General features: G+C 61.7%; 23 protein-coding genes, 1 tRNA gene and 1 pseudogene. 17 read left to right on the forward strand and 8 right to left on the reverse strand.

Annotated elements, in window-relative coordinates; all coding sequences use genetic code 11:
* Nucleotides 1-73 precede the first annotated feature (73 nt).
* From rsmA to R3E49_RS04255, 4 genes are read left to right on the forward strand one after another with little or no spacing between them, the layout of a single operon-like run.
* Nucleotides 74-862, forward strand: coding sequence for a 16S rRNA (adenine(1518)-N(6)/adenine(1519)-N(6))-dimethyltransferase RsmA (rsmA, locus tag R3E49_RS04240; RefSeq protein WP_371293911.1), 789 nt, complete (start codon nucleotides 74-76; stop codon nucleotides 860-862).
* A gap of 4 nt (nucleotides 863-866) precedes the next feature.
* On the forward strand, nucleotides 867-1,289 hold the full coding sequence (apaG, locus tag R3E49_RS04245; protein ID WP_371293912.1) for a Co2+/Mg2+ efflux protein ApaG: 423 nt from the start codon (nucleotides 867-869) through the stop codon (nucleotides 1,287-1,289).
* Nucleotides 1,290-1,298: 9 nt separating this feature from the next.
* Entirely contained in the window at nucleotides 1,299-2,135 is an 837-nt protein-coding gene (locus R3E49_RS04250; protein WP_371293913.1) for a symmetrical bis(5'-nucleosyl)-tetraphosphatase, read from the forward strand.
* The gene (locus tag R3E49_RS04255; RefSeq protein WP_371293914.1) at nucleotides 2,132-3,361 is read left to right on the forward strand and encodes a multifunctional CCA addition/repair protein; all 1,230 of its coding nucleotides are present in this window, start codon (nucleotides 2,132-2,134) and stop codon (nucleotides 3,359-3,361) included. The genes R3E49_RS04250 and R3E49_RS04255 overlap by 4 nt, the downstream gene beginning before the upstream one ends.
* A gap of 24 nt (nucleotides 3,362-3,385) precedes the next feature.
* Here R3E49_RS04255 and folK read toward each other — a convergent pair whose 3' ends face one another.
* The 3 genes from folK to tsaD all read right to left on the reverse strand — a co-directional run bounded on the left by folK (nucleotide 3,386) and on the right by tsaD (nucleotide 5,417).
* Nucleotides 3,386-3,901, reverse strand: coding sequence for a 2-amino-4-hydroxy-6-hydroxymethyldihydropteridine diphosphokinase (gene folK, locus R3E49_RS04260; RefSeq protein ID WP_290741848.1), 516 nt, complete (start codon nucleotides 3,899-3,901; stop codon nucleotides 3,386-3,388).
* Nucleotides 3,898-4,260: a dihydroneopterin aldolase gene (gene folB / locus R3E49_RS04265; RefSeq protein WP_371293915.1), complete on the reverse strand. Its 363-nt coding sequence runs from the start codon at nucleotides 4,258-4,260 to the stop codon at nucleotides 3,898-3,900. Before folB ends, folK begins: the two co-directional genes overlap by 4 nt.
* Before the next feature lie 131 nt (nucleotides 4,261-4,391).
* On the reverse strand, nucleotides 4,392-5,417 hold the full coding sequence (tsaD, locus tag R3E49_RS04270; RefSeq protein ID WP_371293916.1) for a tRNA (adenosine(37)-N6)-threonylcarbamoyltransferase complex transferase subunit TsaD: 1,026 nt from the start codon (nucleotides 5,415-5,417) through the stop codon (nucleotides 4,392-4,394).
* Between the two features lie 233 nt (nucleotides 5,418-5,650).
* Here tsaD and rpsU point away from each other — a divergent pair, with 233 nt between their 5' ends.
* From rpsU to R3E49_RS04305, 7 genes are all read left to right on the forward strand, one after another.
* On the forward strand, nucleotides 5,651-5,866 hold the full coding sequence (rpsU, locus tag R3E49_RS04275; RefSeq protein WP_027950376.1) for a 30S ribosomal protein S21: 216 nt from the start codon (nucleotides 5,651-5,653) through the stop codon (nucleotides 5,864-5,866).
* A 34-nt stretch (nucleotides 5,867-5,900) separates the two neighbouring features.
* Complete coding sequence (locus R3E49_RS04280; protein WP_371293917.1) at nucleotides 5,901-6,356, forward strand: GatB/YqeY domain-containing protein; 456 nt, start codon at nucleotides 5,901-5,903, stop codon at nucleotides 6,354-6,356.
* Between the two features lie 119 nt (nucleotides 6,357-6,475).
* Entirely contained in the window at nucleotides 6,476-8,323 is a 1,848-nt protein-coding gene (dnaG, locus tag R3E49_RS04285) for a DNA primase (RefSeq protein ID WP_371293918.1), read from the forward strand.
* Between the two features lie 235 nt (nucleotides 8,324-8,558).
* Nucleotides 8,559-10,367, forward strand: coding sequence for an RNA polymerase sigma factor RpoD (rpoD, locus tag R3E49_RS04290; protein WP_371293919.1), 1,809 nt, complete (start codon nucleotides 8,559-8,561; stop codon nucleotides 10,365-10,367).
* 65 nt (nucleotides 10,368-10,432) lie between these two features.
* Complete coding sequence (locus R3E49_RS04295; RefSeq protein WP_371293920.1) at nucleotides 10,433-11,425, forward strand: glycosyltransferase; 993 nt, start codon at nucleotides 10,433-10,435, stop codon at nucleotides 11,423-11,425.
* A gap of 158 nt (nucleotides 11,426-11,583) precedes the next feature.
* Nucleotides 11,584-12,330 carry a hypothetical protein gene (locus R3E49_RS04300; RefSeq protein ID WP_371293921.1) on the forward strand — a complete coding sequence of 249 codons (747 nt, stop codon included), beginning with the start codon at nucleotides 11,584-11,586 and terminating at the stop codon, nucleotides 12,328-12,330.
* Between the two features lie 82 nt (nucleotides 12,331-12,412).
* Nucleotides 12,413-12,489, forward strand: a tRNA-Ile gene (locus tag R3E49_RS04305).
* A 38-nt stretch (nucleotides 12,490-12,527) separates the two neighbouring features.
* Here R3E49_RS04305 and R3E49_RS04310 read toward each other — a convergent pair.
* The gene (locus R3E49_RS04310) at nucleotides 12,528-13,061 is read right to left on the reverse strand and encodes an integrase core domain-containing protein (protein WP_371293922.1); all 534 of its coding nucleotides are present in this window, start codon (nucleotides 13,059-13,061) and stop codon (nucleotides 12,528-12,530) included.
* A 127-nt stretch (nucleotides 13,062-13,188) separates the two neighbouring features.
* On the opposite strand from R3E49_RS04310, the gene istA reads away from it, so the two are divergent.
* The 4 genes and pseudogenes from istA (at nucleotide 13,189) to R3E49_RS04330 (ending at nucleotide 19,547) form a co-directional block, all read left to right on the forward strand.
* Nucleotides 13,189-14,730 carry an IS21 family transposase gene (gene istA / locus R3E49_RS04315; protein ID WP_371293923.1) on the forward strand — a complete coding sequence of 514 codons (1,542 nt, stop codon included), beginning with the start codon at nucleotides 13,189-13,191 and terminating at the stop codon, nucleotides 14,728-14,730.
* 12 nt (nucleotides 14,731-14,742) lie between these two features.
* Nucleotides 14,743-15,498 (forward strand): IS21-like element helper ATPase IstB, encoded by a 756-nt coding sequence (gene istB / locus R3E49_RS04320; protein ID WP_371293924.1) that lies wholly within the window; start codon nucleotides 14,743-14,745, stop codon nucleotides 15,496-15,498.
* Between the two features lie 105 nt (nucleotides 15,499-15,603).
* A pseudogene (locus tag R3E49_RS04325) lies at nucleotides 15,604-18,024 on the forward strand (Tn3 family transposase); the annotation flags it as partial.
* A 110-nt stretch (nucleotides 18,025-18,134) separates the two neighbouring features.
* Nucleotides 18,135-19,547 (forward strand): phospholipase D family protein, encoded by a 1,413-nt coding sequence (locus R3E49_RS04330; RefSeq protein ID WP_371293925.1) that lies wholly within the window; start codon nucleotides 18,135-18,137, stop codon nucleotides 19,545-19,547.
* Here the strand turns inward: R3E49_RS04330 and R3E49_RS04335 are convergent.
* Together R3E49_RS04335 and R3E49_RS04340 are read right to left on the reverse strand one after the other, a co-directional pair.
* On the reverse strand, nucleotides 19,544-20,023 hold the full coding sequence (locus R3E49_RS04335; protein ID WP_371293926.1) for a DUF934 domain-containing protein: 480 nt from the start codon (nucleotides 20,021-20,023) through the stop codon (nucleotides 19,544-19,546). The two genes, R3E49_RS04330 and R3E49_RS04335, sit on opposite strands and share 4 nt — an antisense overlap.
* Complete coding sequence (locus tag R3E49_RS04340) at nucleotides 20,007-21,671, reverse strand: nitrite/sulfite reductase (protein WP_371293927.1); 1,665 nt, start codon at nucleotides 21,669-21,671, stop codon at nucleotides 20,007-20,009. The genes R3E49_RS04335 and R3E49_RS04340 overlap by 17 nt, the downstream gene beginning before the upstream one ends.
* A gap of 235 nt (nucleotides 21,672-21,906) precedes the next feature.
* On the opposite strand from R3E49_RS04340, the gene R3E49_RS04345 reads away from it, so the two are divergent.
* A complete protein-coding gene (locus tag R3E49_RS04345; protein ID WP_290739492.1) occupies nucleotides 21,907-22,020 on the forward strand; it encodes a methionine synthase in 114 nt (37 codons plus the stop codon).
* On the opposite strand, the gene R3E49_RS04350 is transcribed toward R3E49_RS04345, so the two are convergent.
* Both R3E49_RS04350 and metH read right to left on the reverse strand, forming a co-directional pair.
* Nucleotides 22,017-22,265: a DUF2970 domain-containing protein gene (locus R3E49_RS04350; RefSeq protein ID WP_371293928.1), complete on the reverse strand. Its 249-nt coding sequence runs from the start codon at nucleotides 22,263-22,265 to the stop codon at nucleotides 22,017-22,019. The genes R3E49_RS04345 and R3E49_RS04350 overlap by 4 nt on opposite strands.
* Nucleotides 22,266-22,311: 46 nt before the next feature.
* Nucleotides 22,312-26,001 carry a methionine synthase gene (metH, locus tag R3E49_RS04355; protein WP_371293929.1) on the reverse strand — a complete coding sequence of 1,230 codons (3,690 nt, stop codon included), beginning with the start codon at nucleotides 25,999-26,001 and terminating at the stop codon, nucleotides 22,312-22,314.
* Nucleotides 26,002-26,167: 166 nt separating this feature from the next.
* On the opposite strand from metH, the gene nfuA reads away from it, so the two are divergent.
* Nucleotides 26,168-26,743, forward strand: a complete 576-nt coding sequence (gene nfuA / locus R3E49_RS04360; RefSeq protein ID WP_371293930.1) for a Fe-S biogenesis protein NfuA — start codon at nucleotides 26,168-26,170, stop codon at nucleotides 26,741-26,743.
* Nucleotides 26,744-26,750: the final 7 nt, after the last annotated feature.

Raw genomic sequence — 26,750 nt, forward strand, 5'->3', positions numbered from 1 at the left:
GTCCGGAATGCCCGCTGGCCATCGCCCGTGTGAAAACGTGCACTTTGCCCGGCATGCCCCGTACAATGCGCCCATGAAAACCACCCACACACCGCGCAAGCGCTTCGGCCAGAATTTCCTGCAGGACGCAGGCATCATTGCCGAGATCGCCAATGCCATACACCCGCAACCCGGTGAGCACCTGGTGGAGATCGGGCCCGGCCAGGGTGCGCTGACAGCGGCACTGATAAGTCGCGAAATACGCCTCGACGTGGTGGAACTGGACCGGGATCTGGTGACGGGCTTGCTGGCGGCCTTCAGCATCTACCCGGGTTTCAAATTGCACAGCGCCGATGCGCTGGCCTTCGACTTCGCCACACTGGCCCGCGATGGTGTGCCGCTCAGGGTGGTAGGCAACCTGCCCTACAACATCTCCACGCCCCTGTTGTTTCGCCTGCTGGAGTTCGCCCCCCTGCTGCAGGACATGCACTTCATGCTGCAGTTGGAGGTGGTCAACCGCCTGGCAGCAACGCCCGGGGGCAAGCACTGGGGGCGTCTCGGCATCATGGCCCAGTATCACTGCGCGGTGGAACACCTGTTCGATGTGCCGCCCGAGGCTTTTTATCCGCCGCCGAAAGTCCAGTCAGCCATTGTCAGGCTGACCCCCTACCCGCATTCGCCCTGGCCAGAGTGCGACGAGGACAGTTTACGCAAGATCGTGCAGGCCTCCTTCGCCCAGCGCCGCAAAACGCTGCGCAATAATTTAAAGGGTATACTCTCCGATCACGAACTCGAGCAGCTGGGGGTTGACCCCGGTGCCCGCGCAGAGACGCTGCAGCTGCTGGATTTTATCCGCCTGGCCAACCACCTGAGCGATGCCTGACACCATGGAAACCCGAACACCCAGCCCCTTCGACCCCTCCCTGGTGAACGTTGATGTGGTGACCAGTTACCTCGCGCGCCATTCACGTCCCGCCGACGGGCAGTACACCTTTGCCTACACCATCACGATCCGCAACAGTGGCCGCCAGGCTGTGCAGCTGCTGTCGCGGCACTGGATCATTACCGATGCGGAAGGGGCGCAGCAGGAGGTTCGCGGCGAGGGCGTGGTCGGCGAGCAGCCGGTGATTCAACCGGGCGCGTATTTCCGCTATACCAGCGGCACAACCCTGGCCACCCCGGTCGGCTTCATGGAAGGCAGCTACACCATGGTCACCCGCACCGGGGGGGCAGCGGGCGGTGAGGCCGAGCAGCGCTTCGATGTGCCCATCCGCGCCTTCACCCTGCACACTCCCACGGCGCTGAACTGAGTAGCCGCTGTGGCGATCTATGCAGTCGGTGACATACAGGGATGCCTGCAGCCACTGAAGCACCTGCTCAAGCGCGTGCAGTTCAACCCCGATCGCGACACCCTGTGGTCGGTTGGCGACATCGTCAACCGAGGCCCCAAGTGCCTGAAAACCCTGCGTTTTCTGTATGACATGCGCGACAACCTGGTCATGGTGCTGGGCAATCATGACCTGCACCTGCTGGCTGTCGCGGCCGGTGTGCGCGCACCCTCGCCCTCCGACACGCTGGGCAAGATTCTCGCCGCACCGGACCGGGACAAGCTGCTCAACTGGCTGACGCACCGACCGCTGCTGCACTACGAGCACGGCTACACCATGGTGCATGCGGGCATCCCGCCGCAGTGGAGCGTGGAAGACGCCATGCACCGCGCCTGGGAGGTGGAGGCCGTATTGCAGAGCCCCGATTGCATCACGTTCCTGGCGGCAATGTACGGTAACGAGCCGGCAGTCTGGTCCGATGAGCTACAGGGCATGGAGCGGCTGCGGGTGATCACCAACTACCTTACGCGCATGCGCTATTGCACCAAGAAGGGCGTGCTCGACCTGCTGAGCAAGGGCCCCATTCCCAACCCCCGGCCGGAAGGCGACAGCAAGAAGGTCTCTCCCTGGTTCAGCCACAAGAAACGCAAGACCGCGGGCGACAAGATCATTTTCGGTCACTGGGCCTCGATAGAGGGCGTTACCGACAGCCCGAACACCATAGGTCTCGACACCGGCTGCGTGTGGGGTGGCGCCATGACCCTGTACAACCTGGACACCGGCGAGCGCACCTCCTGCGCCTGCAAGAACGGGCGCTGTCGGGCGTGAAAACCTACCTGGTCGGCGGCGCTGTGCGCGATGCCCTGCTCGATTACCCCTGCAGCGAACGCGACTGGGTGGTGGTGGGGGCCACACCAGACACCCTGCTGGCCCTGGGCTATCAGCAAGTGGGCAAAGACTTCCCCGTTTTCCTGCATCCGGAAACCAAGGAAGAACACGCCCTGGCGCGCACAGAACGCAAGCAGGGTCACGGCTATACCGGCTTTGTAGTGCACTGCGATCCCGCAGTCACGCTGGAAGAGGACCTGCTGCGCCGCGACCTGACGATCAACGCGATGGCCCGCGACGCAACCGGGCAGATCATCGACCCCTACGGTGGCCAGCGGGACCTGCGCCAGCGCGTGCTGCGCCACGTGTCCGGAGCCTTTGTGGAAGACCCACTGCGGGTGCTGCGCACAGCGCGCTTCGCCGCCCGCTACGCGCACCTCGGCTTTACCGTTGCAGCGGAGACGCTGGCGTTGATGACGGACATCGTCAACCAGGGTGAACTGGAGCATCTGCCGGCGGAGCGCGTCTGGATCGAGATGCAGAGAGCACTCGCTGAACGAAGCCCCGAGACCTTCATCACGGTACTGCGCGACTGCGGCGCGCTGCGCGCACTGCTGCCGGAGGTCGACAGGCTGTTCGGCGTGCCGCAAAGCCCGCAGTATCACCCGGAAGTGGATACCGGCCTGCACACCCTGATGGTGTTGCAGCAGGCAGCCCGCCTCACCCCCGCCGCGGATGTGCGCTTTGCGGCCCTGCTGCATGACCTGGGCAAGGGCATAACGCCGGAAGCCGAGTGGCCACGGCACATCGCACACGAGCAGCGTGGCCTGGCGCTGGTGCGCGATGTCTGCCAGCGACTGCGCGCACCCAACCAGTACCGGGACCTGGCGCTACAGGTTTGCGAATTCCACCTGCTCTGCCATCGGGCGCGGGAACTGCGAGGCAAAACCCTGTTGAAGCTGCTGCGTGGAACCGGCGCCCTGCGCCAGCCACAGCGGTTCGAGGCATTTCTGCAGGCCTGCGAGGCCGACGCCCGCGGTCGTGCGGGCAGCGAGCAGCGCCCCTATCCACAGGCGGCCTACCTGCGCGAGGCGCTGCGCAGGGCGAGATCGGTCAGTGCCGAGGCGTTCGTGGCGCAGGGGCTTGCTGGCAAGGCGCTGGGCGAGGCACTGGCGGCGGAACAGATCCGCCTGCTGGACGCCATGCGCACAACACCCGCCGATTGAGGCGGCGCAGCGCGCCCGGCGTATTCACTCGGCGCGGGATATCCAGCGCCCGCGCCAGGCAAAGTCGACCCGCTTCAGCGCCTGGCTGTCCTGCCGAAACGCGCGCCACAGCTCGGCGTAGCTCGAACCGGTAGCGGGATGCCGGTGCGCCGGTGCCAACTCGGCCAGGGGGCGCAACACAAAGGCGTTTTCCAGTATCTCCCCGCGGGGGAGGCTGATGCCGTGGTGCTCGCCCACCAGATCGCCGTAGGTGAGAATATCGATGTCCAGCTGCCGGGCGGAGAAGCGGGTCGCATTCAGCGGGCGACCGTGCTCGGTCTCGATGGCGCGCAGGCGAGTCGCCATGTCGGCCAGCGGCAATCGGGTCTCCACCGCAACAACCATATTCAGGAAGGGTTGTCCGTCAAAGCCGATGGCGGCACTGTCGTACACAGGTGAGAGTTCCAGGGCGCCAAAGAGCGCCTGCAGCGCATCCAGCCCTGCAACAAGATAGCGTTCACGCTCGATATTGCTGCCCAGGCCAAGAAAAACACGGGTCACGCCGGGCGTACCCCGCGCTCGATCAGCACACCGACGTCGCGCGCCTGCAGCACTGCCCCCGGCTTGCACAGACGCAGGCGCAACCACGGCACATCGAAGCCGCCAAGCACCTGCTCGGCAAGCTCCTCAGCAAGCGTCTCCAGCAGCTCGCAGCGCGAGGCCTCCACCCAGTCGATCACCCGCCGGGACACCGCGGCATAATCCAGTGCGCGGGACAGATCATCCCCCTGTGCGGCGGGGCGATTGTCCCAGGCCATTTCCAGGTCGATAAGCAGGGTTTGCCGGATTCCGCGCTCCCAGTCGTAGACGCCGATCACGGCATCCGCGCGCAATTCACGAATAAAGACAATATCTACCACGGCGGCCGTTCCTGCGCCGCAGCGGGGCGGCGACACGTATCTCGGGACATAATCCAGGCCTTCACTGAGCAGTGGCGCATGATACTGGCATCGGCGGCGCCCGACCAGCCGACACCGCTGCCACGGACTCCCTAGAGCGGCGGGAGTTCGGTCATTGGCCAGCGGGGGCGCACGGTCGTCACGGGGCCGTCCACCTGACCCGCCGCCAGACGCTGGGCCCCGGCAAAGGCGATCATCGCACCATTATCGGTACAGAACTGCGGTGCCGGGTAGAAGACACGGGCCCCGGTTTTGCCGAGTGCGGACTGCAACTGCGCACGCAAATTGCGATTGGCGCTGACGCCACCGGCCATGACCAGGGTCGACAGGCCCTCCTGCTCCAACGCGCGCCGGCACTTGATCACCAGCGTGGCAACCACGGCCTCCTCAAAGGCGCGGGCGATGTCGCACTTGTCCTGGTCGCTCAGGCCGCTCTCCTCACGGCAGGCGTTCACGGTGTTAAGGGTGAAGGTTTTCAGGCCGCTGAAGCTGAAATCGAGCCCCGGGCGATTGACCATGGGTCGTGGAAAATCGAAGCGGGTGGCGTCACCGGATTCGGCGAGCCGGGCGATATGTGGGCCACCGGGGTAAGGTAGCCCGAGCATCTTGGCCGCCTTGTCGAAGGCTTCACCGGCAGCATCGTCCAGCGATTCTCCCAGCAGACGGTAACGACCGATGCCGTCGACCCGCACCAGCTGTGTGTGGCCCCCGGACACCAGTAGCGCGACAAAGGGGTATTCCGGGTGCTCCTTCTCCAGCATGGGTGCCAGCAGATGGCCTTCCATGTGATGCACGCCCAGGGCCGGGATATTCCAGGCCCAGGCCAGCGTCTGCGCCAGCGTGGCGCCCACCATCAGGGCGCCGACCAGTCCCGGTCCCGCCGTATAGGCCACGCCATCCAGTTCTGCCGGGCTCAGGCCCGCCTCCTGCAACACCTGGTGCACCAGCGGCAGTGTCTTGCGCACGTGGTCGCGCGAGGCCAACTCGGGGACCACACCACCATATTCCACGTGTATGTCGACCTGGCTGAACAAGGCGTGCGCCAGCAGGCCGCGGCTGGTGTCAAAAATGGCCACGCCGGTTTCGTCGCAGGACGTTTCCAGGCCCAGAATTCGCATGAGGGCTCCATAATGTTTGCAGCGGGGGATAATACCGGGTTGTGCCGGGGCGTGCGAGGCTGGTCAGGCCCTCCGGACTTCCCGGGCTACGCACCCCGGACTGCGCGTCCCGGGCTACGCGCCCCGGGCTTTGCAAATGCCGCCACATGGGTATAGAATGCGCGACCTTTTACGGCTCAACGCTCCGGCAGCGGGTGTGCAGGCCACGAACAGACGAAACAGGTAAAGAGTTAATGCCGCATATCAAATTGAAGGAAAACGAGCCCTTTGACGTCGCCCTGCGTCGTTTCAAGCGCTCTTGTGAAAAGGCTGGCGTACTGGCAGAAGTGCGCAAGCGTGAGCACTACGAAAAGCCCACCACGACCCGCAAGCGCGCCGCGGCTGCTGCCGTCAAGCGCCACCTGAAGAAGCTGTCCCGGGAAAACCGCAAGCGCGTCCGCCTGTATTGATTCCCTGCCAGGCAGCACACAGGCAGCCCAGCCCATGAGCAGCGCCACACTTGTAGAAACCATCAAGGCCGCCATGAAAGCGGCCATGAAGGCCCGTGACAAGGAACGCCTGGGCACCATCCGGCTGATTCAGTCGGAATTCAAGCGGATTGAGGTTGACGAGCGCATCGACATCGATGACGCGCGCGCCCTCGCCATCCTCGACAAGATGATCAAGCAGCGTCGCGATTCGGCGCAGCAGTACCACGCCGCGGAACGCCCCGAGCTCGCAGCCCAGGAAGAACGGGAAATCGCGGTTATCCAGGAATTCCTGCCCAGCCCGCTCAGTGAAGCCGAGCTTGACGAACTGGTCAATGCCGCCATCAGCCGCGCTGAAGGCAGCGGCATGCAGGCCATGGGCGCCGTGATGGCCGAGCTCAAACCCCAGCTGCAGGGCCGCGCCGACGTGGGCGCGGTCAGCAGGCTGGTGAAGGCGCGCCTGACCGCCTGACCGGTGGCCTGCCGGCCCGCCCTCCATGCGCGTCGATGCTGCCGCCACGCCGCTCACCGCTGACAAGCCTCCGGCGCCGTGCTTCAATGGCCGGCTATACTGAGTATCGCTGATCTTCCATGGCCGGACGCATTCCACAAAAGTTCCTCGACGACCTGCTCGACCGCGTGGACATCGTGGAGGTGATCGATCGCCGGGTGAAACTGAAAAAAACCGGCAAGAACTACAGCGCCCGCTGCCCCTTCCACGAGGAGAAAACCCCCTCCTTCAGCGTCAACCCCGACAAGCAGTTCTACTACTGCTTTGGCTGCGGTGCCGGCGGCAACGCCCTCGGCTTCGTCATGGACTACGAGAACGTGGATTTCCCCCAGGCGGTGGAAACGCTGGCCAGCAGCCTGGGCCTGGAAGTGCCGCGGGAGCAGACACGGCCCGGCAGCCCCCAGCCCGGCAGGGAGGAAACCGGCAAACCGCTGTACGCCCTGCTGGAACAGGCCGCGCGCTACTACCAGAAGCAGCTGCGCAGCCACCCCGAGGCGCACCGCGCCGTGGACTACCTGAAGCAGCGCGGACTCACCGGCGAAATTGCCAAACGCTTTGACCTGGGATTCGCCCCGCCGGGCTGGGACAACCTGCTGCAGGCCCTCGGTGACAGCGAGGAACAGCGCAAATGGCTGCTCGAGACCGGGATGCTGGTGCAGAACGAGGCAGGGCGCACCTACGACCGCTTCCGCGATCGCGTCATGTTTCCGATTCGCGACCAGCGCGGCCGCATTATCGCGTTCGGTGGGCGGGTGCTTGGCGACGACAAACCCAAGTACCTGAACTCCCCGGAGACGCCCATTTTCTCCAAGGGCCGCGAGCTGTATGGCCTCTACCAGGCACGCCAGGCCAACCGCAAGCTGGATCGGGTGCTGGTCGTGGAGGGCTATATGGACGTGATCGCGCTGGCCCAGCACGACATTACCCAGGCCACCGCGACACTGGGCACCGCGACCAGCCAGGCGCATCTGGAGCGCCTGTATCGGCTGACACCCGAGGTTGTATTCTGTTTCGATGGCGATGCCGCCGGGCGCAAGGCGGCGCTGCGTGCGCTGGAAGCAGCACTACCCTGCATGGAGGATGGACGGCAGGCACGTTTCCTGTTTCTCGATGAAGGCGAGGACCCGGACACCCTGGTGCGCAAAGTGGGCAGTGACGCCTTCCGTGAGCTGGTCAGGCGCGCGACGCCGCTGGAGACCTTCCTCTTCGAGGCTGTGAGCGAAGACCTCGACACCACCACCCTGGAGGGACGCGCGCGCCTCAGCAAGCTCGCCCTGCCGTGGCTGCGCCAGCTGCCCGAGGGCGTGTTCCGCCAGCTCATGTTCCGCTCACTCGCCGAGCGAACCGGGTTGACCGTTGCAGAGCTCATGCACCTGGAGGCACCACCGCTCGCACCCGCGCCTGGGCCGACCAACAAGGCGCCAGGAGAGCAACCCGAGGGCGGCGGGCCGAAGCGCCGCAATCCCAGCGGCCGCGCACCGCTGGGCTACAGCAATCTGGCCCAGGCGGCCATCGCCCTGCTACTGCACCAGCCCGACATCGCGGCCCGCGTGGAGGTTGCCGCCATCGCCGCGCTGGAAGGCGAGGACATCGTGCTGCTGCGCGAGCTGCTGGCACTGCTGCAGCGGCGCCCGGATTCCAACACCGCCATGCTGCTCGGTCACTGGTATGGCACACCGGAAGGTGAGCTGCTCAGCCGACTGGCCGGGGAGGAGCGACTGATTCCACGCGAGGGGATCGAACAGCAGTTTATCGATACCGTGGAAGCGCTGGCGCAGCTGCCCCAGCGCAGCGAATTGTCAGCGCGAGTCGACAAATTGAAAGCGACCAACTACGCTGAGATGAGCGAAGCGGACAAGCAACAACTCAGGGATCTGCTGAAGGAAAAGCAGCGTCTGGATGAGGCCCGCAAGAAGCGGCAGCCTTGAGCGATGCAGCAGCCTTGAGCGATGCAGCAGCCTTGAGCGACCCAACAGCCTTGAGCGGAGCAACAGCCCTGAGCGGAGCAGGAGCAACAGCCCTGAGCCTGACCGCATTGAGCCGCGCACCGCTCACGCCAAAGCGCTCCAATTAATACCGGGGATTGCACTGGAGGGTCGGCTCTGTTCCGGCTATAATTTCCGGCTACGTTTTTTTTGTATTTTATTCGAAGGTGTCTGCCGAATGACCAACGCCGCCCAACAGCAGTCCCGGCTCAAGGATCTCATCGCCCGTGGCAAGGATCAGGGCTACCTGACCTACTCCGAGGTCAACGATCACCTGCCCGAGGATATCTCCGATCCGGATCAGGTTGAAGACATCATCCAGATGATCAACGACATGGGCATCCAGGTGTTTGAAGTGGCGCCGGATGCCGATGAGCTGCTCATGACCGAAGGCGACAGCTCGGCGGATGACATCGCCGCCGCCGAGGCTGCAGCAGCCCTCGCGGCCGTGGAAACCGAAGCCGGTCGCACCACCGACCCCGTACGCATGTACATGCGTGAGATGGGCACGGTGGAACTGCTTACCCGCGAAGGCGAAATCGTCATCGCCAAACGCATCGAAGAGGGTATTCGCGAACTGATGGCGGCCCTCGCCCACTACCCAGGTGCCGTCAAGCAGATCCTGGACGAGTACGACCTGGTGACCCGGGAAGAACGCCGCCTGGGCGATGTGATGATTGGCTACCTGGACCCGGCCGACCATGTGCCTTCGGCCGCTGAAGTCGCCGAGAGCAACAACAACGAGCCCGACACCTCCGACGAGGAAACCGAGTCAGGGCCCGATCCCGTAGAGGCGAAGAAGCGCTTCACAGCGCTCAAGCGCCAGTTCAACAAGACCGAAAAGGCGATCGCCGCCAAAGGCCGTAACGACAAGACCGCCATCAAGGAAATGGAGAAGCTGGGCGAGCTGTTCAAGTTCTTCAAGCTGACCCCGCGGGTCTTTGACCCGCTGATGGAAGGGCCGCGCAAGGTGCTGGCTTCTGTTCGTGAGCAGGAACGCCAGATCATGACGATCGCCGTCCGTGACTGCGGCATGCCCCGTAAAGACTTCATCACTTCCTTCCAGGGGTCCGAATCGGACCTCAAGTGGATTACGCGCCAGACCCGAGGCAAGAAAGACTACGTCGCACGGCTCACTGCCCAGAAGGACACCATCCTGCGCCTGCAGCGCCGCATTATCGCGGTCGAGGAGCAGTGCGGGCTTTCGGTCAACGAAATCAAGGACATCAACCGCCGCATGTCCATGGGCGAGGCCCGCGCGCGCCGCGCCAAGAAGGAAATGGTCGAGGCCAACCTGCGCCTGGTCATTTCGATCGCCAAGAAATACACCAACCGCGGCCTGCAGTTCCTCGACCTCATCCAGGAAGGCAACATCGGCCTGATGAAAGCGGTGGACAAGTTCGAGTACCGCCGCGGCTACAAGTTCTCCACCTACGCCACCTGGTGGATTCGGCAGGCCATCACCCGCTCCATCGCGGACCAGGCCCGCACCATCCGCATTCCCGTGCACATGATCGAAACCATCAACAAACTGAACCGCATCTCGCGGCAGATGTTGCAGGAAATGGGCCGTGAGCCCACACCGGAAGAGCTCGGTGAGCGCATGGACATGCCCGAGGACAAGGTGCGCAAGGTGCTCAAGATCGCCAAGGAGCCCATCTCCATGGAAACCCCGATTGGTGATGACGAAGATTCGCATCTGGGCGATTTCATCGAGGACATCACCATCAGCTCGCCCATCGAAGCGGCTACCGGCCAGGGTCTGCAGGAAGCGACCAAGGAAGTGCTCGCCGGCCTGACCGCGCGCGAGGCCAAGGTGCTGCGCATGCGCTTCGGCATCGACATGAACACTGACCACACCCTGGAGGAAGTGGGCAAACAGTTCGATGTCACCCGCGAACGTATCCGCCAGATCGAGGCCAAGGCATTGCGCAAGCTGCGCCACCCGACGCGCTCAGACTACCTGCGCAGCTTCCTGGACGAGTAAGGACTGACCCGCGCGGGTCGCCACGGACGGCGCCTGCGCACACCGCCTATCGCCGGAGCCCGAACATGCCCGTGTCATTGTGCATGATCGTCAAGGACGAAGCCTTTTTCCTGCGCGACTGCCTCAGCGCTGCCGCACCGCATGTCGACGAACTCGTCGTTGTTGACACCGGTTCCAGCGACAACAGCCGGACCATCGCCAGTGACTTTACCGACCGGGTGTTCGATTACACCTGGCACGATGACTACGCCGCCGCCCGCAACTATTCCCTGGCACAGGCGCGAAACGACTGGATCCTCGTGCTGGACGCCGACGAGTTCATCACCCCCACCGACTTCTCTGCCCTGCACCAGGTCATCGCACGCACCGACCTCGATGGCTTTTTCCTGCAACAGTACAACTACAACAACGACCAGACGGCCTATGGCTGGCAGGCTGCGCAGGACCTCGAGCTCAGCCGCGGCTTCAGCGGCTATACCGTCAACCCCATCCTGCGCCTGTTCCGCAATCGCCCGGACATCCGCTACGCCGGCAGCATCCACGAGACGGTAGATGCCTCCATAGACGAACACCGTCAGGGAACGCTGCACATCCCGATCCACCACTACATCGACGCCAACCCGGCGCGACCGCGCAGCGCGCGCTCACTGCGCTATCTGGCGCTGATGGAGCGCGAACTGGCCACTCAGCCCAGCGGCAGGCTCTACAGCATCGCCGCGACCAGCGCGATGTACCATGCGGGGGACTTCTCCCGCGCACGCGACTACTTTGTGCGCGCTGCCGAGATGGGCTACCGTCCCGGGCACAGTCTGGAGGGGGCGGCCGAGGCCTGCTACCGGGCACAGGATTTCGGCGCCGCCAGCGACCTCTACCAGCGCGCGGAGGCCACGGGCCACCGCACACCCGCCATGTGCCTGAACCGGGCGAACCTCGCGGTCAAGGCGGGCGACCACGCAGGCGCTGCCACACTCCTGCAGGAATGCCTCGACCTCGGTGGCCTGAGCGCTGAAATCAATGCCGTGATCCGGCGCAACATCGAGAGCCTGCAGGCACGCTAAGGCACACATCGCCACTGATGCCCGACAGCCTGCGGCGGTCGCCCCAGGCCCCGCCGGGGGCCCCACAATTGACAGGCCCCCCGCGTCACCTACGCTTAGTGGATGCCGAAGCTGGTCTCACTGGCATAGCCCTCATAACAATTACAGGAAATACTGCCATGAAAACAGCAACTTATGCCGCTGCAGCGGCGCTCGTCTTGGCCGCGGCCAGCGCTGCACCGTCCAGTGCCCAGGATAACGCAACAGCTCAACCCCTCGAGCTCTATGCCTGTACCTTCAAGGAAGGAAAGGGATTCGCCGACCTTGAAAGCGCCAACAAGGGCCTGAAGAAATGGGCCGCGAAACACAGCCGCGGCTACAATGCGTGGATGATCACGCCGCAGTTCCGCACCGGGGAGATGCCGTTTGAGGTGGGCTTCATAGGCGCCTATGACAACGCTGAACAGTTCGGCGCGCAGATGCAGAAATGGGTGCACGAGTCGGGAGCAGTGTCACAGGCCTATACCGATGCACTGGATTGCAGCCACGCGTTGATGGCGTCCTACACCATCCTGGAACCCGACGGCGAGCCGGGCGACGGTGTGGTCTGGTTCGCTCGCTGCTCCCTCGACGACGACAGCGGCATGGCTGACGCCATGGCCGGCCATAGCAGTGTCAGCGCCATGATGGTGGAGATGGAAGCGCCCGGCGCGAGCTGGATCCTGGCGCCCTCCCTGGGCGTCGGCGATGTTGAGTTCGACTATTATCACGTAGCCGCATGGCCGTCCTATGCCGCACTGGGCAAGGCCTTTGAGGCGTACATGAACGGCGGTGGTATCGCCAGGGCCAACGCCACCATGGATGATGTTGCGCACTGCAGCTCACCCAACCTCTACGATGCCGTGAATATTATCGCTGCTCCCTAGGCGCACCCACCCGCCGCAATCAGCCCCACACAGGGCTGTGACTGCGGTGGGTTCTTCTCTATAATCCCCCACCTGCATTATCGGGCCTATAGCTCAGTTGGTTAGAGCAGTCGACTCATAATCGATTGGTCGTAGGTTCAAGTCCTACTGGGCCCACCATATTTTTCAAGGTGCATTCCGGTCACATAGGTTGCACTTTATTCCGAGGACATGGGTAACACTTTTGGAGCAAAGGGGTTCACACCCACTGGCTCCACCCTGTTCTCGGTCTGGTCAAAAAAGCCTAGATCATAATCCAAGAAGCTGGGGTCCGGCCTTCCGGCAAGCCAGACCCGGCCTTCAACTTCCCGTATTCCCACTGTTTGCCCGGCACATACTGTGCTCAGGTTGATTTTGCGTTTGCCGATGCAGATTCGGCCACATTGGGTCACGCGGACCAAGCGATCGTGATAAGGATATTCAGGCTCTTCAGGAGGTCGGTAGGCACGGACTGAAGGTGTATACAGGTCACCCGGGTATTGGCCGTTCAGCGACTGGTGCGGGCGCTCGTTATTGTAAACCTGCATGAAGCTATGGAAGCGATCTTGCTGTTGCAAGAAATTGAATGAGGCCGGTTTGCTGGCCTCCTTTTTCAGGGTCAAATTCATGCGCTCGTGGCGCCCATTCTGTTGCGTGCGTATTCCAGACCAAGCCTGCCACTGATTCCAGACGAAGCCTGCCACCCATTCCACGCGAATGCTGCCACTGATTCCACGGCAAAGCTGCCAACCTGGCAGCCTGCCTGAGGGCAGCCACAGGAGCGCACCGACGCGGGATAACTAACCGGTATTCTGACCCCTTCCAAACGGAGGGGAATAGATGCCAGCAAAGAGGTTATCCATGCGTAAAATCAAAGAAGTCCTGCGTCTTAAATGGGCGCAGGGCATGAGCAATCGCAAGATTGCCACCAGTTGCGGCATTGGCCGCCCCACGGTCAGCGAGTACCTGCGCCGGGCCGAAGAAGCCGGTCTGACCTGGCCCCTCCCTGCCGATCTGGACGACTCCTGTCTTGAGCGGCTCCTGTTCCCGCTGCCACCGGACCTGCCCGCCCAGGAACGGGGTATTCCGGACTGGTCGCATATCCACGGCGAGCTCAAGCACAAGGGTGTAACCCTGTTCCTGCTCTGGCAGGAGTACCGGGCCAGTCACCCCGACGGTTATCAGTACAGCTGGTTCTGTGAGCACTACCGGGCCTGGCAGGGCAAGCTGGATGTGGTCATGCGCCACGACCACCGCGCCGGCGAGAAGCTGTTTGTCGATTACGCTGGTCACACGGTACCGGTCATTGATCGATCCACCGGGGAGGTCCGCGAGGCACAGATCTTTGTGGCGGTGCTGGGGGCCTCCAACTACACCTATGCCGAGGCGACCTGGAGCCAGACCCTACCGGACTGGATTGGCTCCCATGTGCGCTGTTTGCACTTCCTGGGCGGCGTGCCCGAGCTGGTGGTGCCGGACAACCTGCGCTCTGGCGTGAGCAAGGCCCACCGCTATGAGCCCGACATCAACCCCACCTACCAGGATATGGCCTCGCACTACGGTGTCGCAATCTTGCCGGCTCGGGTCCGCAAACCTCGCGACAAGGCCAAGGCTGAAGGTGGCGTATTGATCGTCGAGCGCTGGATACTGGCCGCACTACGTCACCGTCAGTTCTTCTCCTTGGCCGAACTTAACGCCGTGATCGGCGAACTGCTGGAGAAGCTCAATGCCCGGCCCTTCAGGAAATTGCCGGGCTGCCGCCGGGAGCACTTCGAACAACTGGACCGACCGGCCCTACAGCCCCTGCCGGTAACACCCTACGTCTATGCCGAGTGGAAGAAGGCCCGGGTGCACATTGATTACCACATCGCCTTCGAAGGGCATTACTACTCCGTACCTTATGCTCTGATTAAGAGGGAGGTCGATATACGCATCACCCGCAATACCATCGAGTGCTTCCACAAAGGCAACCGGGTGGCCAGCCACCCGCGGTCGCACCACAAGGGGCGCCATACCACCGTCACCGCACATATGCCGGAGTCGCACCGCCAGGCCGGGGAGTGGTCGCCGGAACGGTTAATGCGATGGGCGTCGAAGACCGGGCCGGCAACGGAGAAGCTCATTCAGACGGTGCTCGGCTCGCGCAAACATCCGCAACAGGCTTACCGGTCCTGCCTGGGCATCCTGCGACTCGGCAAACCCTATGGCGATGAGCGCCTGGAGGCCGCCTGCCGGCGGGCATTAACGTTGGGCAGCTGCCGTTACAAGAGTATCGAGTCCATCCTCAAGCATCGGCTGGATGAGCAGCCGCTTGAGGCGCAACAGGAGCTGGCGCTACCCGATACCCACGACAATATCCGCGGCCCCGCGTACTACCACTGACAGGAGAACACCATGCTAAAGCATCCCACCCTGGATAAACTCCAGACACTCAAGTTTACCGGTATGGTTGCGGCCCTGACCGACCAGATGGCCACGCCGGATATCGATGACCTGGGGTTCGAGGAGCGTCTCGGCTTGCTGGTGGATAGGGAGATCACCGAGCGGGAGAACCGTCGCCTGACCAGCCGGCTGCGCCGCGCCAAACTCCGCCACAACGCTGCCCTGGAAGACATTGATTACCACAACCCCCGGGGCCTGGACAAAGGTCTGATCCAATCACTGGCGGCCTGCCAGTGGGCCAAAGAGCATCTCAACATCCTCGTCACCGGCCCCACGGGTGTAGGCAAGACCTGGCTGGCGTGTGCCTTGGCGCAGAAGGCCTGCCGCGAAGGCTACACGGCCCAGTACGTGCGTTTAACCCGGCTGCTGCGGGAGTTGATGATCGCCAAGGGGGACGGGCGCTACCCGAAGCTGCTGGCCAACCTCGCCAAAGTCGATGTCCTGATCCTGGACGACTGGGGCCTGATGAAGTTGAGTGCGGAGAACCGGCGGGACTTACTGGAGGTACTGGAAGACCGCCACGGTACGCGCTCGACTATCGCTACCAGCCAGCTGCCCGTCGATGAATGGCACGCTGTTATCGGTGATCCGACCCTGGCAGACGCCATTCTGGATCGCCTCGTGCACAACGCCTATAAGATCAATCTGAGAGGAGAATCTATGCGGAAACGCAAAGCAAAGTTGACGAGCACCACCGGTTCCGAGTAACAATGAAAACCCCGCGTCGCTACGCTCCGATGGGTGGCAGCTTTGCCCCGGTCCGGGTGGCAGCCTTCAGATGGAATGGGTGGCAGGCTTCAGCGGTATACGCAGGTTTCCGGTGAAGGCCAGTTTACATTCCAGCAACTACGCCAGAGCGCCCGCAATTTTACCGGCACCGAGTTGCAAAAAGAAATAGCCGTGCATCACCATATTCAGCCGTGGATGACGGATGTGACGACTGTACTCGAGTCACTTTCTCTCTCTCAGAAAAACCAGCAACACTATGCCGAACGGGTTGACTACTACGGAGCCAAACTTAAACGTCAATCGCTTGCTAACCAGCGCCTGTACTTGCTGTGCTATCTGCAGTCGCGGCACCAGCAGGGCCTGGAACGTATTGCGGAAGGGTTCATACATCACCTCCGGCAAGTGAAACAACGTGCGCATCAAATGGCCCAAGAACGGGTCTATCGGGATTGGCAAAAGGCAGCTCGCAATGTGAGCAAAGCTGCTGATATCTTACACCTGTTCGTTGATGACAGCATCGATCCTGATACGTCGTTTCAAGCTGTACAGCAACGGGCGTTCCAGTTTCTCAATGTCAGCGACCTGAACTCAGTCTGCCGATACCTGAGTAATCAGAAACAGTCGGCGGAGGAGGCATTTTGGCAGCACCTGGATACGGAGTCCACATTGCGAGCCGGACTGTTGCGTTCGCTCTTTTGCTGTCTGCGTTTTGACGGTACCGACAAAACGCGGCGGTTAGCCGGGGCCCTGGCCCAAGCTCGGTTGGATTTGGTCGCCGGTAATAGGCTCGGCGATGTCAGCATTGATCAGCGTTTACTACCGAAAGCCACACGGCCATTGCTGTCGAAACCCGATGGCAGTATAGACAAATCCAAGTATGAATGGTTTTTGTATCTGCAGATACCCAACCGCTTAAACGGCCAGTTGACGCTGCCGGAAGTCATTCGATATCGGGCGTTAGAGGATGATCTCGTGAAGCCAGAGATCTGGAAAAACCAGAAGGGGTCCTTGGTGGAGGGCACTCAGCAACCCAATATCAGCGAGGATCCGAAACGTCTGATTCCACGCATGGCGGATGAGCTGACCCTTCGGTTGCACGAAGTCAGCCACTATTTGGAGCGTTCAGATACCAGGGACGTAATTTTGCGACCGAAAGACGGCAAACATCACTGGCGGCTGCCTACAGCCAGCAAGAAGCACCTAGTGAATAACCCGTTCTTCCAGCAAATGAAAGCGGTCAGCATCGCCGATGTATTGCGCGTAGTGGATCGGGATACCGGGTTCATTGACGACTTCCAACATGTGCTGGGCTTGAGCTCGAAAAGCCGTCAGTACGAAGTGGATCTGCTGGCGATACTGATTGCCAATGCCACTAATCAGGGCATCTATGGCATCGCGCAGATTTCTGACTGCACCTATGAACAACTCAGCACTATCCAAGCGAACTACCTTCGGTTGGAAACCCTGAATGCGTCCAATGACCGCATCAACAACGCCACTACACGACTGAGTATCTTCAAGCACTACAACATTCAGGAAGATATTCTGCACGCCAGTGCCGATGGTCAGAAGTTCGAAGCCAAACGCGAGACATTCCGCACGCGGTACTCCTCAAAATACTTCGGGACCAGCAAAGGCGTGTCCGCGGTCAGTCTGAATGCCAATCATATGGCCATCAATGCCCGGGTAATCGGGGCCAATGAGCATGAATCCCATTACATCTTTGACCTGTTGATGAACAACAGTACTGAGATAGTCCCCGACATGCTCTCAACTGACACTCATGGAGTAAACCATGTGAACTTTGCCCTGCTCGACCTGTTCGGATATCGGTTCGCACCTCGATATGCCCAGGTCGGCAGGGTCATCAATGAACTATTCAACATCACCGAAGACAAGAACCAGCAAGTGCATATATCGTTGCGCAAGCCGATCAACACGCAGCGTATCATGGCTCACTGGGACACCATCCAGCGGATTGCCGTCTCTTTGGCTCAGCGCAAGACCAGTCAGGCCAGGTTAGTGCGTAAACTATCCGGTTACAAGCACAATCACCCATTACTGGAGGCATTGACCGAATATAACCGGCTGCTGAAAGCCCAATATCTGCTGAACTACATTGACGACGCCAGCCTTAGAAATCACGTTCAGCGAGCGTTGAACCGGGGTGAAGCCTATCACCAGCTGAGACGGGCGATTAGCCACGTCAATGGCGACCGATTCCGGGGTAATAGCGATGAGGAGATCCAGATCTGGAACGAAAGTGCCAGACTGGTGGCAAATGCCATCATCTACTTCAACTCAAAAGTGCTCAGTAATCTGCTGGACAGCTTTGAGGATCAAGGCAATGCAATGTCTCTGGAAACAGTAAAGCGGGCCTCACCTGTAGCCTGGGAGAATATCAACCTCCGGGGTAGATACACATTCGCACCGACAGGTGAATTGCCAAAACTTGAGGATCTAATGGCATCGATTGAAGGCTACCGGCCGACAATCGATAAGTAATGGGCCTCCAGAAACCACAGCTGGCGCGGCCTGCAGCGGTTTTTGCAATATTTGGAGGCAAAATCCCTAGGACCCCGATTACGGATACCGGCGATACAAGGCTGGCCCGATTGTCTGCCCAGTGGCAGGCTCCGGACAGCGATGGGCTTTCCGGCTTCATTCCCCTCGCCGAGGGTATGCGTGCTTTTGTTGCGCGCGTGGGGCTCATTCGCGCCGCCGAGCGCAGCCTCGATGTGCAGTATTACATCTGGCACGACGATACCAGCGGGCAACTGCTGGCCGGTGAATTGTTGCGGGCCGCTGATCGCGGTGTGCGCGTCAGATTGCTGCTGGATGACCTGGATACCGCCGGCAAGGACACCTTTCTCAGCCAGTTCGACACCCATCCGAATATCGAGGTCCGGGTGTATAACCCATTTGCCTACCGCGGCAACCGCGGTCTCGGTTTCGCCTCAGACCTGTCCCGACTGAATCACCGTATGCACAACAAGTCCCTCACGGCTGACAATCTGCTGACCGTGGTGGGCGGGCGCAATATCGGCAACGAGTACTTCAATGCGCAGGCGCACACGGCCTTTTCCGATCTCGATGTGCTGGCAATAGGGCCGGTTGTGGGCGCGGTGTCCGCCATGTTTGACCAGTACTGGAACAGTGATGTGGTTTACCCCATGGCGGCGTTTGCGCGCGAGGACGATATCGACGTCGAACGGCTCCCGGCTGCGCGCGAGGCGTTCGAAGCCGTGGCTCGTACGGCGATGGGTTCCGACTATGTCAGGGCCATTCAGGCGTCGCCCTGGCTGGAGCAATTGCAGCTGGATCAGCTGCAGTTTGTCTGGGGAGCGGCCACGGTCATTTTCGATGATCCGAACAAGCCCCTGAATCGCGAGGTGAATGCGGAGACCCACCTTGCGCCCCAGCTGCTCCCAATGCTGCAGGGAGCGTCCAGGGAGGTGCTCATCGTATCGCCGTATTTCGTCCCCGGCGATGCGCTGGTCAGCTTTCTCGCTGATCTGGAACAGCGTGGCGTCGACGTACGCATCCTGACCAACTCCCTGGCAGCAAACGATGTCGGGCTGGTCCATGCCGGCTATATGCGCTATCGCGAAGCCTTGCTGGAGGCCGGGGTCGCGCTGTACGAGTTTAAGCCGGAGCCCGGAGAGCAGGAAAGGCACAAACGCTGGACCGGGTCTTCAGCCGCCAGCCTGCACGCGAAAACGCTCGGATCCGATGCGGAACACCTGTTTGTCGGCTCCTTTAACCTGGACCCCAGATCAGTCGCCCTGAACACCGAAATGGGAATCATCATAGACAATGCGTCGCTGGCGGCACAGATGCGCGAGGCCTTTGAGCGTGTGGTGGCGCAGAACGCCTATGCGGTTGTGCTCGACGATGACGGGGACCTGCGTTGGCTGGACCCGGCGATGCCCGGCAGCGAGCCCCTGGCGCATGAGCCGAAAACCAGCTGGTGGCAGCGCTTCGTGGTGGGCACGCTGTCGTTGATTGTGCCGGAGAGCATGCTCTAGCGGGTCTGCGCCTCGCGACGACGGAACAGCGGTAGCGGCTGGTCAATACTCGCCTGGTACTGCTCGGAGAACACCCGTGACTGCCGCAGATACTCCTCGATGCGCGAGTCATCAGCGGGCTGGAAGGCATCAAAGCCACAGCGGCGGAGGTAATGCACCTGGTCGGGCATGAAGTGGCCGGTAGCGCGCAATTCCCCTCGATAGCCGCGTTCCCGCAGGTCACGCGCGTAGGAAAATCCGCGCCCATCCGTCAGTACCGGGAAGTCCACGGCAATGATCTCCAGCGTGTCCAGCGCGCCGGCCAGCTCCGCGACAACGTCCCCGGGTTGCAGCTGCACGGTGCGCAGCGCGCCCCCTGCGGCTGCCCGCCACTGGGGCAGGGTAGGGAAGTGATGTTGCGGCACCTGATCTGACTCTGCACGCGCCGGCAGCCAGTCGTCGCTGCAGAGGGTATCCTGCTTAATCAGCTTTGGCATAGACGCGCTCCTTGAATGGCTCAATCCCGACCCGGTTGTAGGTCTGCAGGAAGGTCTCATCGCCCTGTCGCAGGCTGACAAAGGTCGCGAGGAGATTTTCCACTACATCGGGGATGGCATCCTGACTGAAGGATGGGCCGAGAATCTTGCCGATTGCTGCATCTTTGGACTGGCTGCCGCCCAGGCTGACCTGATAGAACTCGGCGCCTTTCTTGTCGACGCCGAGGATACCGATGTGGCCGATGTGGTGATGCCCGCAGGCGTTCATGCAGCCGCTGATGTTGAGTTCCAGAGGCCCCAGATCGTACAGGTAGTCGAGATCTTCGAAACGTGCCTGAATTGCCTCCGCCACCGGGATGGACTTGGCGTTGGCCAGGGAGCAGTAGTCGCCGCCGGGGCAGCAGATGAGATCCGTCAGATAGCCGATATTGGCGGTCGCCAAACCGGCCTTCTGCAGGCGCTGCCAGAGACCGTAGAGGGCGGTTTCCTCAACGTCGGCCAGCACCATATTCTGTTGATGGGTGGTGCGCAGCTCGCCAAAGCTGTAACTGTCAGCGAGATCCGCCAGCAGGTCCAGCTGACGATCCGTGATGTCTCCCGGGGCAATCCCCGTTGCCTTCAGGGAAATGGTCACGGCGCGATACCCGGGCACGCGGTGCGGGTGGGTGTTGCGGGTGAGCCAGTTGCCGAAAATGGGGTCGGCGGCGGCGCGCGCCGCCAGCGCTTCCCGGGCGGCCTCACCGTCGATGTCCGCGTAGGGTGGGCTGGTGAAGAATGACTTTGCCCGCGCCACCTCGTCCTCTGTCAGCGTGCTGGGACCATCCCTGAGTTGCGCCCACTCGGCCTCAACGGCGTCGCGGAAAGCCTCAACACCCATGGCCTTGACCAGTATCTTGATACGTGCCTTGTATTTGTTGTCGCGCCGACCGTGCTGGTTGTAGACCCGCAGGATGGCCTCCAGGTAGGTGAGCAGGTGGCGTTTCTCCAGCCACTCGCAGACCACCGAGCCGATCACCGGGGTGCGCCCAAGGCCGCCGCCCACGAGCACCTTGAAGCCGAGCTCGCCTGCTGCGTTGGGCAGCAACTCGACGCCGATATCGTGGGCGTGGATCGCGGCGCGATCCTGTTCGCTGGCGCATACCGCGATCTTGAATTTGCGCGGCAGAAAGGCGAATTCGGGGTGCAGGGTTGACCATTGGCGAATGATCTCGCACCAGGGACGGGGATCCTCGCGTTCATCTGCCGCGACGCCGGCAAACTGGTCCGTGGTGGTGTTACGAATGCAGTTACCGCTGGTCTGTATCGCGTGCATCTGCACACTGGCCAGCTCCGCCAGAATGTCGGGCACTTCCTCAAGGACAGGCCAGTTGAGCTGGATATTCTGGCGGGTGCTGACGTGAGCGTAGCCCTTGTCGTAGTGGCGCGTAATGTGTGCCAGCTTGCGTACCTGGGTGCTGCTCAGCAGGCCGTAGGGCACGGCGATGCGCAGCATGGGCGCCAGGCGCTGTACGTAGAGACCGTTCTGCAGGCGCAATGGCAGAAACTCCGCATCGCTCAATTCGCCGGCAAGGTAGCGCCGGGTCTGGTCTCTGAATTGTGCCACGCGCTCGTCGACTATGCGCTGGTCGTACTGGTCGTAAATATACATCGATGGGCCCTGTCACCTGCCGCCAGTTTTGCGAGGCGGTACCTTACCAGAAAGCGCTGCGCCGAATTATGCTGATTTTTTATAAGTTTAGAACGTGAATCGCGGCCCGCTCGGCATGCCCGCGCCAGCACTGGCGGCGGACCTGAATCCGTTGGAAAGGCGGGGTTTCCTGCTATAATCGCCGGCGCCAGGCCCCGGCCTGGCCGGTAACCATGACTTCTCAGGAGCGCTTACTATGTCCGGATCCACGAACCAGAATGACGGCGTGGCAGACGCCATCGCCGCCACTGCCATCATCAGCATCGTGGTGTTTGCACTGTACCTGTGGCTCGCTGCCATGCCGGGTTAGGCGGCACTGCTGACTACGATCTGCACCACAGCCACCACGGCAACAATAAACAGTATCGTGAAGATCAGGCCGGCGGCGATAAACACGCCGATCCGGCCCTGACTGAAGTCCCTTTCCCTGTTGCGACTACTCTGTACGCCCAGGCCCGCGGCGAACACACTGCTGACCACCTGCCAGGGACGCAGGGGGGGCTTGTCTTGGGTTTCGCCCGGGGTTGCTTGCCGTGTCTCAGCCGGCTCAGACATGGTTGTCGACTCCTTACTCAGGGTTGATGTGATTTTGTGCACAGGGTCAGTAATCCAGCACCGGTGCCAGCCACCGTTCCACTTCATCCACGCTCATTCCCTTGCGGCGCGCCACACTGTTGACCTGGTCGCGACCGATCTTGCCAACCGCGAAATAGCGCGCCTCGGGGTGTGCAAAATAGAAACCGCTGACCGCGGACGCCGGTGACATTGCGTAGTTGTCTGACAAGGTTACACCACAGGTTGCCGGAGCTTGCAGCAATTCGAACAGGGTCGCTTTCTCAGTGTGGTCCGGGCACGCGGGGTAGCCGGGGGCAGGCCTGATTCCACGGTAGCGCTCACGCACCAGATCCTCGTTGCTCAGAGCTTCCTCGGGCGCATAGCCCCACAGTTCGGTGCGCACCCAGCGGTGCAGGTATTCGGCAAAGGACTCAGCCAGCCGATCAGCGAGTGATTTCAGCAGGATGCTGTTGTAATCGTCGTGCTCCGCCAGGTATTGCTCCGACAGCGCATCGACGCCGTGCCCGGTCGTGACGCAAAAGGCCCCGACATAGTCCGCTGCTGCACCCGGGGGTGCGACGTAATCGGCCAGGCACAGGTTTGGCTCCCCATTGGGCTTGTCCATTTGCTGGCGCAGGTGGTGCAGGGTGGCAAGAACCTCGCTGCGGCTCTCATCGGTAAACAGGTCGATATCATCGCTACCGTTGCGATTGGCGGGCCAGAATCCGAGGGTCGCGCTGGCGGTGATCAGTTTCTCGCTGATGAGCTTGTCCAGCATCGCCTGGGCGTCGGCAAACAGTGCGCGGGCCTGCTCGCCGACAACCTCGTCCTCGAGAATGCGGGGGTACTTGCCCGCCAGCTCCCAGGAAATGAAGAACGGTGTCCAGTCGATGGTCTCGACCAGTTTCTCCAGCGGGAAGTCCTCCAGTACCCGCGTGCCCAGAAAGCTGGGGCGGGGCGGAGTGTAGTTGTCCCAGTCCAGCGCCGGTGCACGGGCAACGGCTTCTTCGTATGCGAGTTGGCGGGTGCGTGGCTGGCGGTTGGCGACCCGCTCACGCACCTGGGCGTACTCATCGCGCCGCTCGGCAATGAATTGCGCTTTACCGCGCCCCAGCAGGGCCGTGGCAACGGAGACGCTGCGGGAGGCGTCAGGTACATAGACCACGGCGTCATTGCTGTAGCGTGGCTCGATCTTCACCGCGGTGTGCGCTTTCGATGTGGTCGCGCCGCCAATCATCAACGGCACGTGAAAGTCCTGCCGCTGCATCTCGCTGGCCACGTGCACCATCTCATCCAGCGACGGTGTGATCAGGCCTGACAGGCCGATGATATCCACCTGCTCTTCACGGGCGACCTGGAGAATCTTTTCGCAGTGCACCATGACGCCAAGGTCGATCACCTCAAAGTTATTGCACTGGAGCACCACACCGACGATGTTCTTGCCGATGTCATGCACATCCCCTTTGACCGTAGCCATGAGAATCTTGCCGTTGGTCTGCGTGGCCTCGGTTTTTTCCGCCTCGATGTAGGGTTGCAGGTAGGCCACTGCCTGTTTCATGACGCGGGCGCTCTTGACCACCTGTGGCAGAAACATCTTGCCGTCGCCGAAGAGGTCTCCGACTACGTTCATACCGTCCATCAAGGGGCCTTCAATCACCTCGATCGGCCGCTCGAAGGCGTGCCGGGCTTCCTCGGCGTCCTCTACGATCCAGGTGTTGATACCTTTGACCAATGCGTGCTCGATACGTTTCGCTACCGGGGCATCCCGCCAGCTGAGGTCTTCGACCCGCGCACTGCCACTGCCGCTGTCACGGTAGATCTCGGCGAGTTCCAGCAGCCGCTCTGTGGCGTTTTCGCTGCGATTGAGGATGACGTCCTCAACGGCGTCGCGGAGCTCGGCGGGCAGCTCGTCGTACACGGCAAGCTGCCCCGCATTGACAATACCCATGTTCATCCCGGCACGTATGGCGTGGTAGAGGAACACCGAGTGAATGGCTTCGCGGACCACATTGTTGCCGCGGAATGAGAAGGACACGTTGGACACACCCCCGGAGATCAACGCTCCGGGCAGGTGCTCGTGGATATAGCGCGTGGCTTCGATGAACTCCACGGCATAGTTGTTGTGCTCTTCGATACCCGTGGCGACTGCAAAGATATTCGGATCGAAAATGATATCGTTGGGGTTGAATCCGACCCGGTCGACCAGCAGGTCCCAGGAGCGCCGGCAAATCGCCTTGCGGCGCTCAAGGCTGTCAGCCTGGCCGTCCTCGTCAAAGGCCATGACCACCACGGCCGCACCGTAACGCTTGCAGAGCGTAGCCTGTTCAATGAACTCCGCCTCGCCAGCCTTCAGGCTGATGGAGTTGACGACCGGTTTGCCCTGAATGCATTTGAGCCCGGCTTCGATGACCGACCATTTGGAGGAGTCGACCATGATCGGCACGCGGGAGATGTCCGGCTCTGAGGCGACCAGGTCCAGAAAGGTCACCATGGCCTGCTCGGCATCGAGCATGCCCTCGTCCATGTTGATGTCGATAATCTGCGCGCCGTCTTCCACCTGGGTACGCGCCACGGCCAGCGCCGCTTCGTAGTCCCCGGATAAAATGAGGCGCTTGAACGCGGCGGAGCCGGTTACGTTGCAGCGTTCACCCACGTTGACGAAGAGGCTGTTGGCGTCGATGTTGAAGGGCTCCAGGCCCGACAGCCGACAGGCAGGGTGACGCTGGGGTAGCGGGCGCGGCGGCACGTCCTGCACCGCCCGTGCAATAGCTTCGATGTGGTGGGGCGTGGTGCCGCAACAGCCCCCCGCCAGGTTGAGAAAGCCGCGCTGGGCGAAGCCGCGAAAATCCGCGTACATATCCTCCGGCGATTCATCGTATTCGCCAAAGGCATTGGGCAGCCCGGCGTTCAGGTGGGCACTGAAGTAGCATTCGGCGACCGAGGACAGCTCCTCAAGAAACGGCCGGATTTCCTTAAAGCGGCGCCCACAGTTGCTGCCCACGATGAGTGGGTGGGCGTGGGCGATGGCGTTCCAGAACGCCTCCGGGCTTTGCCCGGACAGCACACGGCCACTGGTATCCGGAAATGTCACGGAGATCATCAGGGGCAGGCTCTGGCCCCGTTCGGCAAACACACCCTGGACGGCGAAGATGGCGGCCTTGGCATTCAGTGTATCGAAAATCGTCTCGATCATTATCAGGTCGACACCACCCTCAATGAGGGCACGGGCGGCCTCGCTGTAGTCAGCTACGAGGTCATCAAAGCGAATGTTGCGCGCGCCCGGGTTGTTCACATCCGGGGATATGGAGGCAGTGCGGGGGGTCGGCCCCAGTATGCCGGCAACAAAACGTGGCCGTGAGGGGTCGCGGGCGGTCATTTCGTCCGCAACCTGCCGCGCGATTCGTGCTCCGGCAAGATTTAACTCTGCCGCCAGTTCCGAGAGGTCGTAGTCTCCCTGCGCTACGCGGGTGCTGTTGAAGGTGTTGGTACCAATGATATCGGCGCCCGCCTCGAGGTAGCGCTTCTGAATGCGCGCGATGATGGCTGGCTGCGTGAGACACAGCAGATCGTTATTGCCTTTCAGGTCACCCGGGTGATCGGCAAAGCGCTCGCCGCGGTAGTCCGCTTCCTCCAGACCCTCCGCCTGCAGCATGGTCCCCATGGCGCCATCCAGGATCAGGATGCGCTCGCGCAGGGCCGCAGCAAGTGGGTGGTCTGAGTGGATATCCGGAGCCATGTCTGTACCTGTTTGTCGAGACACCGGTGCAGCAGCGACCGGCCTGTAAAAAGCCCGCAATCTTAACAGATATTGCTGCTCGCGTGGGCTGTGGGATTTCCGCTCGCACTGTCCCCGGGATCTTTGCTAGAATACTTGACCAATTTACTCGGAATGGAAGAGGGCCATGGTTACCATCACGGAATCAGCGCAGGGATATCTGGCGGAGCTGCTCGCCAAGCAGGAAGACGCCCTGGGTGTGCGGGTATTCATCAATCAGCCCGGAACCCCCAAGGCGGAAACCTGCATCGCCTACTGCCGTGAGAGCGACATCGTCGAAGGTGATGAAAAGCGCGACTTCGGCGCCATTACCGCCTGGTTCGATGCCCGCAGCCTACCTTTCCTGGAAGACGCCCTGGTCGACTATGCCAAGGACCGCATGGGCGGCCAGCTCACGATCAAGGCGCCCAATGCCAAACTTCCGCGTGTGGATGAAAACAGCCCCCTGGAGGACAGGATCAATTACATCCTCTACAACGAGGTGAACCCGGCCCTTGCTGCCCACGGTGGGGAAGTCAGCCTGGTTGAGTTGACACCGGACACCTACGCAATCCTCAAGTTCGGTGGCGGCTGCCAGGGCTGCGGCATGGTGGACCAGACCCTCAAGGGCGGCGTGGAAAAGACGCTTCTGGAGCAGCTTCCGGAGCTTCGCGGGGTACGCGACACTACCGACCACTCGGACCGCAGCAACGCCTACTACTGATCAGCGC

This window comes from Haliea sp. (assembly GCF_041395985.1).
Lineage (GTDB): Bacteria > Pseudomonadota > Gammaproteobacteria > Pseudomonadales > Halieaceae > Haliea.